Origin of the sequence: Xenophilus sp. (assembly GCF_044462705.1) — a bacterium.
Lineage (GTDB): Bacteria > Pseudomonadota > Gammaproteobacteria > Burkholderiales > Burkholderiaceae_C > Xenophilus > Xenophilus azovorans.
Window position 1 is genome coordinate 2,543 of the sequence record NZ_JBIQNC010000091.1, and the last position, 16,199, is coordinate 18,741.

The 16,199-nt window shown below is 72.1% G+C and carries 8 protein-coding genes and 1 pseudogene; 2 read left to right on the plus strand and 7 right to left on the minus strand.

The genetic code is table 11. From position 1 onward, the window contains the following. From malQ to ACIY1X_RS14685, 7 genes and pseudogenes are all read right to left on the minus strand, one after another. Positions 1 to 2,048: 4-alpha-glucanotransferase (gene malQ / locus ACIY1X_RS14655; RefSeq protein ID WP_399681657.1), on the minus strand; the 2,048-nt coding region annotated here is incomplete at its 3' end. Positions 2,049 to 2,531: 483 nt separating this feature from the next. Continuing rightward, positions 2,532 to 3,191: pseudogene (locus tag ACIY1X_RS14660) on the minus strand (hypothetical protein); the annotation flags it as partial. Then, positions 3,188 to 6,532, minus strand: coding sequence for a maltose alpha-D-glucosyltransferase (gene treS / locus ACIY1X_RS14665; RefSeq protein WP_399681659.1), 3,345 nt, complete (start codon positions 6,530 to 6,532; stop codon positions 3,188 to 3,190). The pseudogene ACIY1X_RS14660 and the gene treS, both read right to left, overlap by 4 nt. 237 nt (positions 6,533 to 6,769) lie before the next feature. After that, complete coding sequence (locus tag ACIY1X_RS14670; RefSeq protein ID WP_399681662.1) at positions 6,770 to 8,809, minus strand: alpha-1,4-glucan--maltose-1-phosphate maltosyltransferase; 2,040 nt, start codon at positions 8,807 to 8,809, stop codon at positions 6,770 to 6,772. After that, positions 8,809 to 10,704 carry a 1,4-alpha-glucan branching protein GlgB gene (glgB, locus tag ACIY1X_RS14675; protein WP_399681665.1) on the minus strand — a complete coding sequence of 632 codons (1,896 nt, stop codon included), beginning with the start codon at positions 10,702 to 10,704 and terminating at the stop codon, positions 8,809 to 8,811. The genes ACIY1X_RS14670 and glgB overlap by 1 nt, the downstream gene beginning before the upstream one ends. Before the next feature lie 14 nt (positions 10,705 to 10,718). Next, positions 10,719 to 12,842 carry a glycogen debranching protein GlgX gene (gene glgX, locus ACIY1X_RS14680; RefSeq protein ID WP_399681667.1) on the minus strand — a complete coding sequence of 708 codons (2,124 nt, stop codon included), beginning with the start codon at positions 12,840 to 12,842 and terminating at the stop codon, positions 10,719 to 10,721. A 125-nt stretch (positions 12,843 to 12,967) separates the two neighbouring features. Further along, the gene (locus tag ACIY1X_RS14685) at positions 12,968 to 14,665 is read right to left on the minus strand and encodes an FxLYD domain-containing protein (protein ID WP_399681670.1); all 1,698 of its coding nucleotides are present in this window, start codon (positions 14,663 to 14,665) and stop codon (positions 12,968 to 12,970) included. A gap of 96 nt (positions 14,666 to 14,761) precedes the next feature. Between ACIY1X_RS14685 and ACIY1X_RS14690 the strand changes: the two genes are divergently transcribed. Together ACIY1X_RS14690 and ACIY1X_RS14695 are read left to right on the plus strand one after the other, a co-directional pair. Further along, positions 14,762 to 15,625 (plus strand): NUDIX hydrolase, encoded by an 864-nt coding sequence (locus ACIY1X_RS14690; RefSeq protein ID WP_399681673.1) that lies wholly within the window; start codon positions 14,762 to 14,764, stop codon positions 15,623 to 15,625. 16 nt (positions 15,626 to 15,641) lie between these two features. After that, the coding region (locus tag ACIY1X_RS14695) for a class I SAM-dependent methyltransferase (RefSeq protein ID WP_399681676.1) at positions 15,642 to 16,199 on the plus strand (558 nt) is incomplete at its 3' end.

Below are 16,199 nucleotides of genomic sequence, written 5' to 3' on the forward strand. Positions count from 1 at the left end.
GGCACGTTGACCTGCGCCTGCTGGGCCAGCAGGTCCTCGGCCTGCACCATCATCAGCCGCGCCGGCGAGCGCGCCAGGTAGGCATGGATGGCCGCCGCCGTCGCGGTGCCGAGCGTACCTTCGCCCAGCGCGTGGGCAGCGCCCTCCAGGCCCTGCAGCCCCTCGGCATCGAGCGCGGCCATGAGCTGCACGCGCTCGGCGGCCCGCTCGTGCAGTTGCTGCCAGCCGGCCTGCGGGCTGGGCAGGATGCCCAGCCGGATGCGGGTGTGCAGGTCGGCGCCGGCCCACCAGCCCTGCAGCGTCGCCAGGTCGTGGGTTCCGATGGCGGCCAGCGCGTCGTGCGGGTACGCGGCGGGCGGCTTGAAGCCGCTGCCGTGGCGCTCGAAGTACAGCAGCCGGTACGACAGCAGCGCGAAGCGCGCCAGCAGCGCCCGGGTGGCGTCGGCCACCGTGCCCAGGTCCTCGCCGATCACCACGCAGCCGTGGCGCTGGCTCTCCAGCGCGACGATGGACAGCAGCTCCTCGGCCGGGTAGTACACGTAGGCGCCATCGGCGGGGGTGGCGCCGGGCGCCATGCAGAAGATGCGCGTGAGGCCCATCACGTGGTCGATGCGCAGCGCGCCCGCGCCGCGCATGCAGGCGCGCAGGCTGTCGATGAAGAGGCGGTAGCCGCTCTCGCGCAGCCGCTCGGGCGCCAGCGGCGGCAGGCCCCAGTCCTGCCCCAGCGGGCCCAGCGCGTCGGGCGGCGCGCCGACGCTGGCCTGGGCGGCCAGCACGGCGCGCGCGCTCCAGGCGTCGGCGCCGTTGCGGTCCACGGAGACGGCCAGGTCCTGGTACAGGCCGATGCGCAGGCCGGCCTCGCGGCAGCGCGCGGCCACGGCCTGCAGCTGCTCGTCGGCCGCCCACTGCAGCCAGGCGTGGAAATCGACTTCCGCCGCGTGCTCGCGCGCGAACGCGGCCACGGCCGGCGCGTCGGGTTCGTGGTATTCGGCCGGCCAGGCCGGCCAGCCCCAGGCGGCCAGGCCCTGCCGGCGGAAGTGCGCCTGCAGCGCATCGAACAGCGCCTGCCGCTGCAGCGCCTCGCCGCGCGCGGCGCGGAAGGCGGCGAAGGCGGCGCTGCGCTGCGCGTCGGCACCGTCCGCGAAGTGGCGGTGCAGCAGCGACAGCACCTCCAGCTTGGCCGCGGCCACGCCGGCGTGGTTGACGAGTTCCGAGGCGCGCAGCGATGCCAGCCGCTGCTGGAAGGCCGGCTCGGCCACCCGGCGCCGCGCCGCCTCGCAGGCGGCGAATTCGGGCAGCGCCTCGACGTCGACGTACAGCACGTTCAGGTGCTGGCGCGAGGAAGGGCTGTAGGGGCTGCACTTGCCCGGGTCGTCCGGGAACAGCGCGTGCAGCGGGTTCAGCCCGATGGCCTGGGCGCCGAGCTGCGCCGCCACCGGCACCAGCTCGGCCAGGTCGGTGAAGTCGCCCATGCCCCACTGCCGTTCGGAGCGCAGGGCGTAGAGCTGCACCGCGATGCCCCAGCTGCGCTCGCCCTCGGGCGGCAGGTGGCAGCGCGCGGGCGCGGCGATCAGCAGCAGGGATTCGTTTTCACCCTCAAGCGACAGCCGGTGGTAGCCGGGGGGCAGCTCGGCGGCCAGTTCGTGCACGCGCTCGATGCGCTCCACGCCGTCGACGTGGCGGCGGCCGTGCTCGGCGCCCTCGCCGGGCAGCAGCCGGCCGCTGCCGAGCACGCGGCCGTCCTCGCCGTGCAGCGCCCAGCCGCGCGCCGGCGCGTCGTACGGCGCGCGCACGCGCAGCGCGAAGCCGGGCGCGCCGGCCGCGACCACCTGCACCGGCGGCAGCGCCCGGCGCCAGGCGGCGTCCTCGCGCTGCTCGGTCTCGCGGTGCCAGGCAGCGCCGTCGCCGGGCGCGTGGGCGCCCCAGCCGAACTGGTGCAGCAGCGCGGCGAGCTGCGCCGGCGCCACCTCGATGCGGTGGCCGAAGACGTCGTGGTAGTCGCGGGCCAGGCCGGCGCGCGCGCAGGCGCGCAGCAGGGCCTCATGCATGGGCGCCTCCCCCGGCCTGGCCGGTGAAGGAAGAGCGAAGGTCTGCGCGGGGATTCACGGGAAGGGTCCGGCTGCAAGCTGCGTGCCGGAGTGTGCATGCTGCCGGCATCAGAGCCTGGGCGTTTTTTGGCCGTGCCCGAGCGGTGCGTCAAAAGGTGCCCGATCTAGGCGCAAAGCGCAGCCATCGCTCGGGCTATGGCGAGCATTTGCAACGACGAGCGGGGGCGTTTTGGCGTGACGAGCGGGCATGGGCGAAAGACTCTCAGGCTCTCAGATCGGCGGCGGCGGGTCGACCGGGCGGCGCGGGATCAGCGGCTCGGACGGCGGCCGGCGCGGCAAGGGCGGTTCGTCGTGGTGCAGCGCCTCGGGCTCCGGGGTGAGCGGCTCCACCACCAGCGGCGCCACGGACGAAGCGGGCGTCTCGTCCGCACCCTCGGCCGCCGGCGTGGCGGGCGGCGCGATGGGCTCGGCCGCCGGGCCGTCGCGCGGCAGCCATTCCTCGATGCGGCGCGCGGCCCAGTCCTTGCCCGCCAGCCCGAAGGCCAGCGCCAGCGCGAACACGAAGCCGGCCAGGATGACGATGAAGCTCTGGCGCACGATGTCGCCGCCGACGCGCACCTGGTCCAGCGCGATCAGCACCACGAACACGAGGATGGCGTACTGCGCCACCTTGGCGAAGAAGCGCGCCTCGCGCAGGCCGGTGCTGCGGCCGTAGGCATGCACCGCGTCGCCCACGAAGCGCGCGAAGTACGCGCCGAAGGCCAGCACCAGCAGCGCCACGAAGATGTTCGGCACGAACCACACCACCTTGCCCAGCAGGTCGGTGACGTAGACCAGGCCCAGGCCGTTGAAGGCGACGATGAGCGCAGCCAGGATGACGACCCAGTACACCAGGGCGCCGGCCACGCCGGTGGTGTCGGTCTGCATGCCGCCCTGGCGCAGAAAGCCGTCGAGCCCCGCGCGCTCGGTGAGCACCGGGAAGTTGACGGCGCGCAGCGCGCGCGTGACGGCGAAGCGCGCCACCTTGGCCACCAGCCAGCCGGCCAGCACCACCAGCGCCGCCACCAGCAGGCGCGGGACGAAGGCACCGACCTGGTACAGGATGGCGCGCAGCGGCTCCAGTTGGATTCCGAACTCGTTCATGCCGGGTTCCCTCCTTGCAGGGCGTCATCGGCCAGCGCGATCAGGCCCTGCAGCGGCACCTGCACCCAGTCGATGCGGTTGTTCAGTTCGTAGCGCAGCTCGTACAGCGCCTTGTCGATCTCGAACAGGGCGAGCATCGCCTCGTCGAAGTCTTCCTGGCCTGCCAACGCCAGCGTCTCGACGTAGCCGCCCATGAAGGCGGGGCGCACCTGCGCCTCCCACTGCGCGGCGGTGGCGTCCAGGCGCAGCAGGTCGTCGGCGTTCTGCGCCACGCGGCGCAGCGCCGACCAGCGCGCGTAGTTGAAGGAGCGCAGCATGCCCGCCACGTCGCGCAGCGGCGAGGCCTTGGTGCGGCGCTCGTCGAAGGGGCGCGCGGGCTCGCCCTCGAAGTCGATGATGACGAAGTCGTTGCGCGAGACCAGCACCTGGCCCAGGTGGTAGTCGCCGTGCAGGCGCATCTTGCGCTGGCCGGGCGGCGCCTCGCCGTCGAAGGCCTCGATGCGCGCGCGCAGCGCCTCGGCGCGCGCCAGCAGGTGGCCGGCGCCGTCGCGCGTGCCGTCGGTCAGCGCGTCGATGCGGCCGCGCAGCAGCTCGAGGGTGTCGTCCAGCGCCTGCAGCGCGGTGCGGCGCAGCGACTCGCGGTCCGGCATGGTCAGCGGCTCGGGGGCGAAGGCCGCGTCGTCGGCCGGCGCTTGCCCGAAGGCCAGGTGCATCTCGGCGGTGCGCTGGCCGAGCAGGCGCATCAGCGTGAGGAAGGCGCCGTGGTCGGGCGCCGGCGCGTCCTCGGCCATGTGCTGGCGCTCGGCCAGCACGCGGTCCAGGTAGGCCAGCGTGTACTCCCACGCATCGCCCTGGTGCGGCACGAAGGCCTGCAGCATGCCCAGCGTGAGCACCTGGCCGTCGGCGCCGTGGTACTCGATGGCGCCGGCCACCGGCACGCAGTTGGCGAAGCGCACCGTCTCGGTGAGGAAGCGGCCGATCTCCAGCTCGGGGTGGATGCCGCCCTGCACCTGGCGATAGCACTTGAGGAAGAGCTGGTCGCCCAGCGTCACCGCGGTGTTGCTGCTGGCCGCGCTGGGGCGGCCCGCCTCCAGCGTGAGGATGTCGGCCGGATCGACGCGCGCCAGGTCGGCCGTGCCGGTGAAGCGGATCTCGCCGTGCGCGGCGGGCAGCACCGTGCCCTGGACCATCGCCACCGCCACCGCGCGGCAGAAGTCGGGGTCGAACAGGGCGTCGCCCATCACGCCCATCTGCGCCTGCTGGCGCACCTTGGCCACCACGGCCGGCGCGAAGGGCTGCAGGCGCTCGTCGTCGATGTCTTCCCACAGGATGGCCAGCGGCATGAAGTAGCGCGCCGGCGCCGCGCCGGCCTGCACGTCCAGCAGCGGCAGCATCCACTGGCGGCCGTCGTAGGCCCACATCGCCTGCTCGGCCAGCGCGACGCGCCGGATGGGCTCGCCCTTGGCGGCGTACCAGCGCTGCAGCTGCAGGTGCTCGGGCAGCACCTGTGCCTCGAACTGCTCGCGCAGCCGCTCCGCGAGGCCGATGCGCCAGGGCATCACCTTGTCGCGGAACAGGCTGTCCCAGCCGTCGAAGAACACCAGCGTCTGCAGGTCGCGCAGCGGCCGGCCCTCCTGGTGCCAGGCGGGCAGCGGCGCGTCGGTCGACAGGCGGAACCAGAAGAAGCCGAAGGACGGCAGCGTCAGCAGGTAGGGCAGCTCGCCGATGGGCGGGAAGACCGAGCGGCCCAGCATCTCCACCGGCACGCGGCCCTTCCAGTGGGCGAGGTCCAGCTCCACCGGCTGCGCCGCGCGCGAGAGGTTGAACACGCTGAGGATGACGTCGCCCTCGTACTCGCTGAGGTAGGCGAGGATCTTGCGGTTGCCGGGGCGCAGGAAGGTCTTGCGGCCGCGGCCGAAGGCGCTGCTGGTCTTGCGCACGGCGAGCATGCGGCGCGTCCAGTGCAGCAGCGAGCTGTTGTCGCGCGCCTGCGACTCGACGTTGACGGCCTCGTAGCCGTAGACCGGGTCCATGATCGGCTGCAGGTACAGGCGCTGCGGGTCGGCGCGCGAGAAGCCGGCGTTGCGCTCGTTGCTCCACTGCATCGGCGTGCGCACGCCGTTGCGGTCGCCCACGAACACGTTGTCGCCCATGCCGAGCTCGTCGCCGTAGTAGATGATGGGCGAGCCGGGCATGGACAGCAGCATGCCGTTCATCAGCTTGATCTTGTCCTTGTCGTTGTCCATCAGCGGCGCCAGCCGCCGGCGGATGCCCAGGTTGATGCGCGCGTGCAGGTCGGCCGCGTAGGTGCTGTACATGTAGTCCCGCTCGCGGTGGGTCACCATCTCCAGCGTCAGCTCGTCGTGGTTGCGCAGGAAGATGGCCCACTGGCAGCCGTCGGGAATGTCCGGCGTCTGCTGCAGGATCTCGATGATCGGGTCGCGGTCTTCCTGCGCGATGGCCATGTACATGCGCGGCATCAGCGGGAAGTGATAGCACATGTGGCACTCGTCGGCGTCGCCGAAGTACTCGCGCACGTCCTCCGGCCACATGTTGGCCTCGGCCAGCAGGAAGCGGTTCTTGTAGTTGGCGTCGATGGCGGCGCGCAGCTTCTTGATGACCGCGTGTGTCTCCGGCAGGTTCTCGTTGGAGGTGCCGTCGCGCTCGATCAGGTAGGGGATCGCGTCCAGCCGGAAGCCGTCCACGCCCATGTCCAGCCAGAAGCGCATGATGTCGAACACCGCCTCCAGCACCGCCGGGTTGTCGAAGTTCAGGTCGGGCTGGTGGCTGAAGAAGCGGTGCCAGTAGTACTGCTTGGCCACCGGGTCCCAGGCCCAGTTCGAGGTCTCGGTGTCGGTGAAGATGATGCGCGTGCCCTGGTAGATCTGGTCGGTGTCGCTCCAGACGTAGAAGTCGCGCTCGGGCGAGCCCTTGGGCGCGTTGCGCGCGCGCTGGAACCAGGGATGGTCGCTGGAGGTGTGGTTGATGACCAGCTCGGTGATCACGCGCAGGCCGCGCTCGTGCGCGGCGTCCAGCATCTCCTTGAAGTCCTCCAGCGTGCCGTACTCGGCCTTGACGTTCTTGTACTCGGAGATGTCGTAGCCGTCGTCGCGCAGCGGCGAGGGGTAGAAGGGCATCAGCCAGATGGTGTTGACGCCCAGCTCCTTGACGTAGTCGAGCTTGGCCGTCACGCCCTTGAAGTCGCCGATGCCGTCGCCGTTGGTGTCGTAGAAGGCCTTGACGTTGAGCTGGTAGATGACCGCGTCGCGGAACCACTGCGGGTCCTGCGAGGTGTCGACCTCGGCGGTCTCCAGCGCCAGTTGCGGCACGCCTGCGTTCATCGGCCGGTCCTTTCCCTTGGGTTCGTTCTTGGGCGCATCCGGGGCGCGGTCGATCCAACACCCACCGTTCGGGCTGAGCCTGTCGAAGCCGGGTGCCGCGCTTCGACAGGCTCAGCGTGAACGGTGGGGAGTGGTTCAACGGTCGCGAGAAATCGCCCGGGAGCAGGTCCAGGCCCCGCCCTCACCGGGGCCTGGGCCGGACCACAACACACAGCAGTGCAAGCCAATACGTGCCCCTCACTGGTAGTAATCGAAGTCCCGCTCCGTCCGCGTCCGCCGCCGCACGTGCATGACATGCGCCGGCGCCTCGCCCGGGTCGAGCCGGATGTAGTGATGTCCTCCCCGCCACAGGAAGCGTGCGCCGCCCAGCAGGTCGTGCATCTGGAACCACTGGTCGTGCGGCACGCCGATGCGTTCCGGGTCGAGCTGCAGCCAGCCGACCTGCGCGTTCCACGGGTCGAGGTTGACCACGGTGACGACGACGTCGCGCCCGTCGCTGCCGGTCTTCATGTACGCGATGAGCTGGTCGTTGTCGATGGGCAGGAACTGCAGCGTGTCGTTGCGCTGCAGCGCCGCATGCTCGCGCCGGATGGCATTGACGCGGGCGATGAGGGGCGCGAGGCTGTCGGGCCGGTCGCGGTCCCAGTGGCGCAGCTGGTACTTCTCGGAGTCCAGGTACTCCTCGCTGCCCGGCTCGCGCGGCAGGTGTTCCTTCAGCTCGTAGGCCGGGCCGTAGATGCCGTAGCTCGCACTCAGCGTGGCGGCCAGCACCAGGCGCAGCCTGAACATCGCCTCGCCGCCGGTCTGCAACTGCTCGTGCAGGATGTCGGGCGTGTTGGGCCAGACGTTGGGGCGGAAGTAGTGCACGCCCGGCGGCGTGGACAGCTCCGTGAAGTACTCGGTCAGCTCTTCCTTGGAATTGCGCCAGGTGAAGTAGGTGTACGACTGCGAATAGCCCAGCTTGGCCAGCCGATGCATCACCTTCGGCCGGGTGAAGGCCTCGGCCAGGAAGATCACTTCCGGGTGCTCGCGCTTGATCTCCGTGATCGCCCACTCCCAGAAGGGAAAGGCCTTGGTGTGCGGGTTGTCCACGCGGAACACCGCCACGCCCTGCGCGATCCAGTGGTCGAACACGCCCTTGAGCTCGGTCCACAGGCCCTGCCAGTCCTCGCTCTCGAAGTCGAAGGGATAGATGTCCTGGTACTTCTTGGGCGGGTTCTCGGCGTACTGCACCGTGCCGTCGGGACGCCACTTGAACCACAGCGGATGCTGTTCCACCCAGGGGTGGTCGGGCGCGCACTGGAAGGCGATGTCCAGCGCGATCTCCATGCCGTGGCCGCGCGCGGCCTGCACCAGCCGGCGGAAGTCCTCGTGCGTGCCCAGCGCGGGCAGGATGTCCTTGTGCCCGCCCTCGATGGCGCCGATGGCCCAGGGGCTGCCGACGTCGTCCTCCTGCGCCGCGAGCGCGTTGTTCTTCCCCTTGCGCTGCTGCCGCCCGATGGGATGGATGGGCGGGAAGTACAGCACGTCGAAGCCCATCTGCGCGATCTGCGGCAGCAGCTTCTGCACGTCGTCGAAGCTGCCGTGCCGGCCGGCCTCGGGCGAGGCCGAGCGCGGGAACAGCTCGTACCAGGTGCTGTAGCGTGCCCGCTCGCGGTCGGCCACCAGCGGGAAGCCGGGCGCGAGCACGGTGGCATGGCTGCGGTCGGGCCAGCGGTGCATCGTCTCGGCCATCGCATCGTCCAGCGCCAGCGCCTTGAGCACCGAGCTGTCCATCGACGGGTCGGCGGCGCCGTCCTCCAGCGCCGCGGCCCAGCCCAGCAGGGCCTGCGCGTCGGCCGCCGGAGCGCGCTGCGCGGCCGCGCGGGCCTCGCCGGCGCCCACCCGCGCGGCGATGCGGATGTCGGCCGCGTCCACGCGGCGCGCCAGCTCGTGGCGCCAGGACGAGAAGGCGTCCACCCAGGCCTGCACCGTGTAGCGGTAGCGGCCGGGCGCGGGCGGCGTGAAGTGCGCATGCCACTCGTCGTTCCACTTCAGCGTCATCGGCACTTCGGCGAAGGCGGCGTCGCCCTCGCGCTGCCACTGCAGCATCACGCGCAGCATGTCGTGGCCCTCGCAGAAGCAGTGCGCCTCGACGTGGAAGGGCTCGCCGGCCACGCACTTGGCGGCGAAGCGGCCGTTGTCCACACCGGGCAGCACAGCGTCGATCACCGCGCGCTGGCGGCCGTCGGCCACACCGATGGGGGAAAGGGTCAGCAGCTTCGCGGCTTGGGCCATCAGGTCGTCGCTCCGTTGGATAGAGGCCCCCTCAAGTAGAGGGTGGACAGGGGCGGCAGCGTCAGCACCAGCGACTGTGGCCGCCCGTGCGCAGGCACGGGCGCTGTCTCCACGGCCCCGAAGTTACCCCAACCGGCGCCATCGAACGAGGCCGCGTCGCTGTTGGCGATCTCTTCCCAGGTGCCGGCGCGCGGCACGCCGAGGCGGTAGCCCTCGCGCGGCACGGGGGTGAAGTTGGAGACCACCAGCACCGGCGGCGCCCCCTCGGCCTGGCGCACGAAGGCGTAGACGCTCAGGTCCTCGTCGTCGGCCTGCACCCACTCGAAGCCGGCGCCGCTGAAGTCGACGCGGTGCAGCGCGGGCTCATCGCGCAGGCGGTGGTTCAGGTCGCGCACCCAGCGCTGCACGCCGCCGTGGCCGGACAGGTCGGTGACCCACCACTCCAGTTCGCCGTCGTGCGTCCACTCGCGGCGCTGGCCGAACTCGCCGCCCATGAACAGCAGCTTCTTGCCCGGATGCGCCCACATGTAGCCCAGCATGGCGCGCAGGCCGGCGAACTGCTGCCAGTCGTCGCCCGGCATCTTGCCGAGCAGCGAGCCCTTGCCGTGCACCACCTCGTCGTGCGAGAGCGGCAGCACGAAGTTCTCGCTGAAGGCGTACACCAGCGAGAAGGTCATGCGGTGGTGATGCCACTTGCGGTGCACCGGCTGCTCGGCCATGTAGTCGAGCGTGTCGTGCATCCAGCCCATGTTCCACTTCATGCCGAAGCCCAGGCCGCCCATCCCGACGGGGCGCGAGACCATCGGCCAGGCGGTGGATTCTTCGGCCACCGTGAAGGCGTCGGGATGCTCACGGTAGACGGCCGTGTTCAGCTCGCGCAGGAAGTGCACCGCCTCCAGGTTCTCGCGCCCGCCGTCCTTGTTGGGAATCCACTCGCCGGGCCCACGCGCGTAGTCCAGGTAGAGCATCGAAGCCACCGCGTCCACGCGCAGCCCGTCGATGTGGAAGCGCTCCAGCCAAAACATCGCCGACGAGAGCAGGAAGCTGCGCACCTCGTTGCGGCCGTAGTTGAAGATGGCCGAGTTCCATTCCGGGTGGAAGCCCTGGCGCGGGTCGGCGTGCTCGTACAGGTGCGTGCCGTCGAAGCGCGCCAGGCCGTGCGCGTCGGTCGGGAAGTGGCTGGGCACCCAGTCGAGGATGACGCCGATGCCGCGCCGGTGCAGGTGGTCGACGAAGGCCATGAAGTCCTCCGGCGTGCCATAGCGCGCGGTGGGCGCGAAGTAGCCCGTCGTCTGGTAGCCCCACGATCCGTAGAAGGGGTGTTCGGTGACGGGCATCAGCTCGACGTGGGTGAAGCCCAGGTCGTTCACGTAGTCGGCCAGCAGCGGCGCGAGCTCGCGCCAGTTCAGGAAGCGCTCGCCCTCGCCGCGCCGCCACGAGCCAGGATGCACCTCGTAGATGGCGATGGGCGCATCCAGCGCATTGCGCCGGGCGCGGCCGTCCATCCATTCGCCGTCGCCCCAGTCGTGCGCGCCGGCCCAGATGCGCGAGGCGGTGGCCGGCGGCATCTCGGCCTGGAAGGCGAAGGGGTCGGCCTTCTCCAGCACCTCGCCGCCGGGCGTGAGGATGCGGTACTTGTAGGCGTGGCCGGGCTGCGCCGCGGCGGCCGTGCCTTCCCACACGCCGCTGCCGTCCTCGCGCGGCGCCAGGGCGTCGGCGTCGCTCCATCCGTTCCAGTCGCCCACCGCCCACACGCGCGCGGCGTTGGGCGCCCACACGGCGAAGCGCACGCCGCCACTGTCCGCCGGATGCGCGCCCAGCTTCTCGTACAGGCGGCTGTGCGTGCCTTCGCGCAGGAGGTACAGGTCGGTGGGGGCGAGACGGGATGGCGGCATGGCGTGTGCTTCCTTCATGCGGCGACGAGGACCAGCAGCGAGCGCGCGGTGACGGTGTAGGCCTGCCCGGCCTCGAACACCGCATCGGGGTCCTCGATCGCCTCCTGGGCGGTGTCCACGGCCAGCGTCCACCGCGTGCCGTCGCCGTGCGCGGGCAGCCGGAAGTCCAGCGCGTCCTCCCAGGCGTTGAAGACCAGCAGCACGCTGCGGTCCAGCCCGCGCCGGGCGATGGCGGTGGCGCGGGCATGGCCTTCGAGCAGCATGCCGAAGCAGCGGGTGCGCGGGTCGTCCCAGTGGGCCTGGTCCATCTCGGCGCCGTCGCAGGCCAGCCAGGTCACGTCCTTGACCTGCAGCTCCTCGTCGAAGGCGCCGGTCAGAAAACGGTTGCGCCGCAGCACCGGCAGCGTCTCGCGCAGGTGCGTGAGGTGCTTGACGAAGGCGATCAGCGCGCGGCCGCGGTCGTCGATGCCGGCCCAGTCGAACCAGGAGATCTCGTTGTCCTGGCAGTAGGCGTTGTTGTTGCCCTGCTGGGTGCGGCCGAACTCGTCGCCGCCCAGCAGCATCGGCGTGCCCTGCGAGAGCAGCAGCGTGGCCAGCAGGTTGCGCTGCTGGCGGGCGCGCAGGGCGAGGATCTCGGGGTCGTCGGTCGGGCCTTCCACGCCGCAGTTCCAACTCCGGTTGTCCGAGTGGCCGTCGCGGTTGTCCTCGCCGTTGGCCTCGTTGTGCTTGTCGTTGTAGCTCACCAGGTCGGCCAGGCAGTAGCCGTCATGCGCGGTGATGAAGTTGACGCTGGCCCAGGGCCGGCGGCCGCGCCGGTCGAAGCGGTCTGCGCTGGCCGTCAGGCAGCCGGCCAGCGCGGCCGCCGTGCCCTCGTCGCCCTTCCAGAAGGCACGCACGGTGTCGCGGAAGTGGTCGTTCCACTCGGCCCAGCCGGGCGGAAAGCCGCCCACCTGGTAGCCGCCGGGGCCGCAGTCCCACGGCTCGGCGATCAGCTTGCTGCTGGCCAGCACCGGGTCCTGCCGGCAACTGTCGAGGAAGCCGCCGCCTTCGTCGAAGCCGTGGTCCTCGCGCCCGAGGATGGTGGCCAGGTCGAAGCGGAAGCCGTCCACGTGCATCTCGCTGACCCAGTAGCGCAGGCTGTCGGTCACCATCTGCAGCACGCGCGGATGGCTCAGGTTGAGCGTGTTGCCGGTGCCGGTGTCGTTGATGTAGTAGCGCGGGCCGGGCGCATCCTCGCCGCCGGGCATCAGGCGGTAGTAGCTCGCGTTGTCGATGCCCTTGAAGCTGAGCGTGGGGCCCAGCTCGTTGCCCTCGGGCGTGTGGTTGTAGACCACGTCGAGGATCAGCTCCAGCCCGTGCGCGTGCACGCGGTCGACGAAGTACTTGAACTCGTCGATGCTCGGCTCGTGCAGGTACTTGGGCGTGAGGGCGAAGAAGCCCAGCGTGTCGTAGCCCCAGTAGTTGACCAGCCCCTTCTCCTCGAGGAAGGCCTGGGTGATGAAGCGCTGCACCGGCAGCAGCTCGATGCTGGTCATGCCCAGCTCGCGGATGTGGCGCAGCACCTCGTCCTGCGCGAAGCCGGCGAAGGTGCCGCGCAGGTGCTCGGGCACGGCGGGGTGGCGCATGGTGTGGCCGCGCACGTGGGTCTCGTAGATCAGCGTGCGTTCCCAGGGGATGCGCGGACCGATCGGCTGCTTCCACTCGAAGCGCGAATCGACCACCACGCACTTGGGCACGAAGGGGGCGCTGTCGCGCTCGTCGAAGCTCAGGTCGCCGTCCTCGTGGCCGACGGTGTAGCCGAAGATCTCGGGCACCCACTGCACCTCGCCCATGTGGGCCTTGGCGTAGGGGTCGAGCAGCAGCTTGTTCGGGTTGAAGCGGTGGCCTTCCTGCGGCGCGTAGGGGCCGTGCACGCGCAGGCCGTAGCGGGTGCCGGGGCCCAGGCCGGGCACGAAGCCGTGCCACACCTCGTCGGTGTACTCGGGCAGCGCGACGCGGCCGGTCTCGTGCCGGCCGCCCTCGTCGTAGACGCACACCTCCACCTTCGTGGCGTGGGCGGAGAACACGGCGAAATTGACGCCCTGGCCGGTGTAGGTGGCGCCCAGGGGATGGGGCAGCCCTTCCTCGACATGCAGCATGGTTGTTGTTCTCCTGCGTTCCTGGATGCGGACAGCAAGAAACAGACCTTAGCCCGGTGCCGTGCCGCGGCATGCAGGACGATGCCGCATGCGGATGACAAGCAATCCAGGCCGCGCGGGCGCCGCTACTGCGCGTCGTACAGCGTGCTCACCGTCGCGAAATCGCGCCCGCGCTGGTCCACCTTGGCCTGGAAGGGCAGGCTCTCGCCGGGCGCCAGGGCGCCGAGGTTGTCCACCCGGGTGAAGCCGGTGAGCCGGCCCTCGCGGTCGCGCAGGCTGACCCACAGCACGGGCTTGCGCACGATGGCCGAGCCCGTGTTGCGCACGGTGCCGCTCACCTCGGCATAGCGGTACGTGTAGCGCCGGCTGAAGTTGACCAGCACGCTGCTGGTGTCGGCGCGGGTGCCGGTGACCTGCACCTCCAGCGCCGGGCGCGCGCCCGGCAGCGCGGCGCGGCGCATCGGCTTCCACTCGATGTGGGTGGTGGTGATGCGCTCCTCGCGGCCGGGGTCGAGCAGCAGCGGGAAGCGCTCGCCCGGATAGAGCATCGCCGGCCCCGCGGCCAGCGTCTCGCCGGCGGCGCGCGCGCCGTTGAAGTGCGTGATCAGCGCGGCCGGCGCGAGGGCGATGGCCTCCTGGCTGCGGTTGACGATCTCGGCCAGGTACACCGGGCGCTGCACCGTGTCGCGCCCGGCCACCAGCGGCCCGAGTTCGAGCCGGGCCGGGTCGAAGCGTTCGTCATCGTCGGCCAGCAGCTCCTCGGTGCTCACGCGCAGGCGCGCGTTGAGCGGCTCGGGGCCGCCCTCGGTGCGCACCACGCGGTCGGCGCTGAGCAGCGCGGCGCGCCCGCCGGGCGGCTGCGACGCCGCGCGCCGGCAGCCGATGCGGTAGTCCCACGCCGCGATCGGCGCCTGGCGGTTGCCGAAGCGCTCGATGCGCACGTCCATCGCCGTGCGGGCGCCGGGCGGCAGCTCGCCGGCCGGCGCGTGGCCGCGGCCGAAGCCGACCGGGGCACCGGCGCCGTCGTACACCATCGCCAGCACCTCGCACTGGGCCAGGGCGTCGCCCCCGCCCTGCGGCTGTGGGTGGGCCAGCAGGCCGACCAGCCGCAGCGACTCGTCCTGCTGCACCAGGCGCACGCGCGCGAAGCGCAACGCCGGCGCCGGCACGCCGTCGCGCACCGCCTCCAGCTGCTCGGCCCGCAGCGTCTGGCCGGCGACCGCCTGGCCCGCGGGCAGGTCGAACAGCAGCGGCGCCGACTCGCCGGGCATCAGCACGTCCAGCGGCAGCGACTCGCGGCGCTCGCCGATCACCGCGCCGCCGGCGTCGCGCAACACGGCCGTGACCGACGGGCGGGCCAGCGGCAGCGGCCCCTGGTTGCGCGCCAGCACGAACAGCCGCGGCCGCGCGCTGCTGCCGGCGCCCGCCAGCACCTGCACGGCCTCGCCCAGCGCCAGGCTGTCGGGCGGCACCTCGGGCGGCTGCGGCGCCGTGCGCGCCGCCACGGCGGTGCGCCGGGCCGGCTCGGGCCGCGGGGACAGGAGCTGGACGAGCACCACCACGCCCGCCAGCGCCGCCACCCCGATCGCCGCATAGCCGGCGATGCGCGCCAGATGGCGCCGCCGCGCCGCCTCCTCGGCCGCCAGGCGCTCGGCCGCGGCGCGCTGGACCTGGTCGAGCACGCGGTCGAGCCGGTCGGAGACATCGTCCTCCACCACCGACACCGAGCCGCAGTGCGCGCATTCGTACTGGTTCAGGCCGGTGCGCCGCAGCTCGCCGCCGCCGCACTCGCCACACTTGAGGGTCTGCAGGTTGATCGTCATGCCGGGGCGCATCATCGCCGCAACGCCGGATGCGGGCGACAGGCCGAAGGGCGTGCCCGGCGCACAATGGCAGGCTGCCACCCGCCCGAGCCCGCCATGGAGACACCCGCCGCCCTGCCCATCGAACCTGCCGCCAGCGTGCTGCTGGTGCGCGACGGCGCCGAGGGGCCGGAGGTGTTCATGGTGCAGCGCCACAGCCGCTCGTCCGTGCTGGGCGGGGCCTGGGTCTTCCCCGGCGGCAAGGTCGACGCCGGCGACGGCCTGGCGGGCGCCGCCGCGCAGGCCGATGCGCTGCACCGGCAACTCGGCGAGCCGGACCTGGCGCCGGACGCCGCGCTCGCCCTGTGCATGGCCGCCCTGCGCGAAGCCTTCGAGGAATGCGGCGTGCTCTTCGCCGAGGGCGCGGACGCCGCCGCGGCAGCACAGGCGGCGCGGCTGTGCGGCGAGGGCCTGCTCTTCGGCGAGGCGCTGGCCCGGCTCGGGCTGGCGCCGCACGTCGGCGCGCTGCAGCCCTGGTCGCGCTGGATCACGCCGGAGCGCTCGGTCTCCTTCCAGGGCCGGCGCTTCGACACCCGCTTCTTCCTCGCCGCGCTGCCGGCCGGCCAGACCGCCGTGCACGACGACCACGAGGCCGTCGCCAGCGCCTGGCTCACCCCGCGCGAGGCGCTGCGGCGCTACTGGGACGGCGAAATGGCGCTGGCACCGCCGCAGATCATGAGCCTGGCCCACATCGGCCACCTGCGCGACGTGGCGGCGCTGATGGCCGGCGCCCGGGCGCGCCCGCCCTACTGCGTGCGGCCGCACGTGTTCGAGCTGGACGGCGGCATGCGCGCGATGGCCTATCCCGGCGACCCGGCGCATCCCGAGCGCGAGCGCGCCATGCCCGGCCCGCTGCGCCTGAAGGTGGCCGGCCCCGGGCGCTTCGAGCCGTTCGAGGGCTTCGACGCCTTCTGGAACTGAGCGCAAGGCCATCCACATGACCTCCCAAGTGCACGACGCCGCCCGGCAAGGCTTCTCGCGCGAGGCCGGCACCTACGTGCGCGGCCGGCCCGACTACCCGGCGCCCCTGCTCGGCTGGCTGCAGGACACGCTCGCGCTGGGGCCGGGCCGCAGCGTGCTGGACGTGGGCGCCGGCACCGGCAAGTTCACCGCCCTCCTGGCGCGCACCGGCGCCGCGGTGACGGCGGTGGAGCCGGTCGATGCGATGCGCGCGCAGCTGCAGGCCGCGCTGCCGGCGGTGCAGGCCGTGGCCGCCACGGCCGACGCGGTGCCGCTGCCCGACGCCTCGGCCGACGCCATCGTCTGCGCGCAGGCCTTCCACTGGTTCGCCTCCGAGGCGGCGCTGCGCGAATTCCATCGCCTGCTGCGGCCCGAGGGCCGCCTGGGGCTGGTGTGGAACGTGCGCGACGAGACGGTGGACTGGGTGGCCGGGATCACGCGGATCATCACGCCCTACGAAGGCGACGCGCCGCGCTTCCACAAGGGCGACTGGCGCCGGCCGCTCGAGGCGAGCCCGCTGTTCGGCCCGCTGGAG

Bases quoted from the DNA above. Each gene is read 5' to 3' on its own strand.
- treS (WP_399681659.1), bottom strand. From the start codon at position 6,532: ATGAACGCAGGCGTGCCGCAACTGGCGCTGGAGACCGCCGAGGTCGAC.
- ACIY1X_RS14670 (WP_399681662.1), bottom strand. From the start codon at position 8,809: ATGGCCCAAGCCGCGAAGCTGCTGACCCTTTCCCCCATCGGTGTGGCC.
- glgB (WP_399681665.1), bottom strand. From the start codon at position 10,704: ATGCCGCCATCCCGTCTCGCCCCCACCGACCTGTACCTCCTGCGCGAA.
- glgX (WP_399681667.1), bottom strand. From the start codon at position 12,842: ATGCTGCATGTCGAGGAAGGGCTGCCCCATCCCCTGGGCGCCACCTAC.
- ACIY1X_RS14685 (WP_399681670.1), bottom strand. From the start codon at position 14,665: ATGACGATCAACCTGCAGACCCTCAAGTGTGGCGAGTGCGGCGGCGGC.
- ACIY1X_RS14690 (WP_399681673.1), top strand. From the start codon at position 14,762: ATGGAGACACCCGCCGCCCTGCCCATCGAACCTGCCGCCAGCGTGCTG.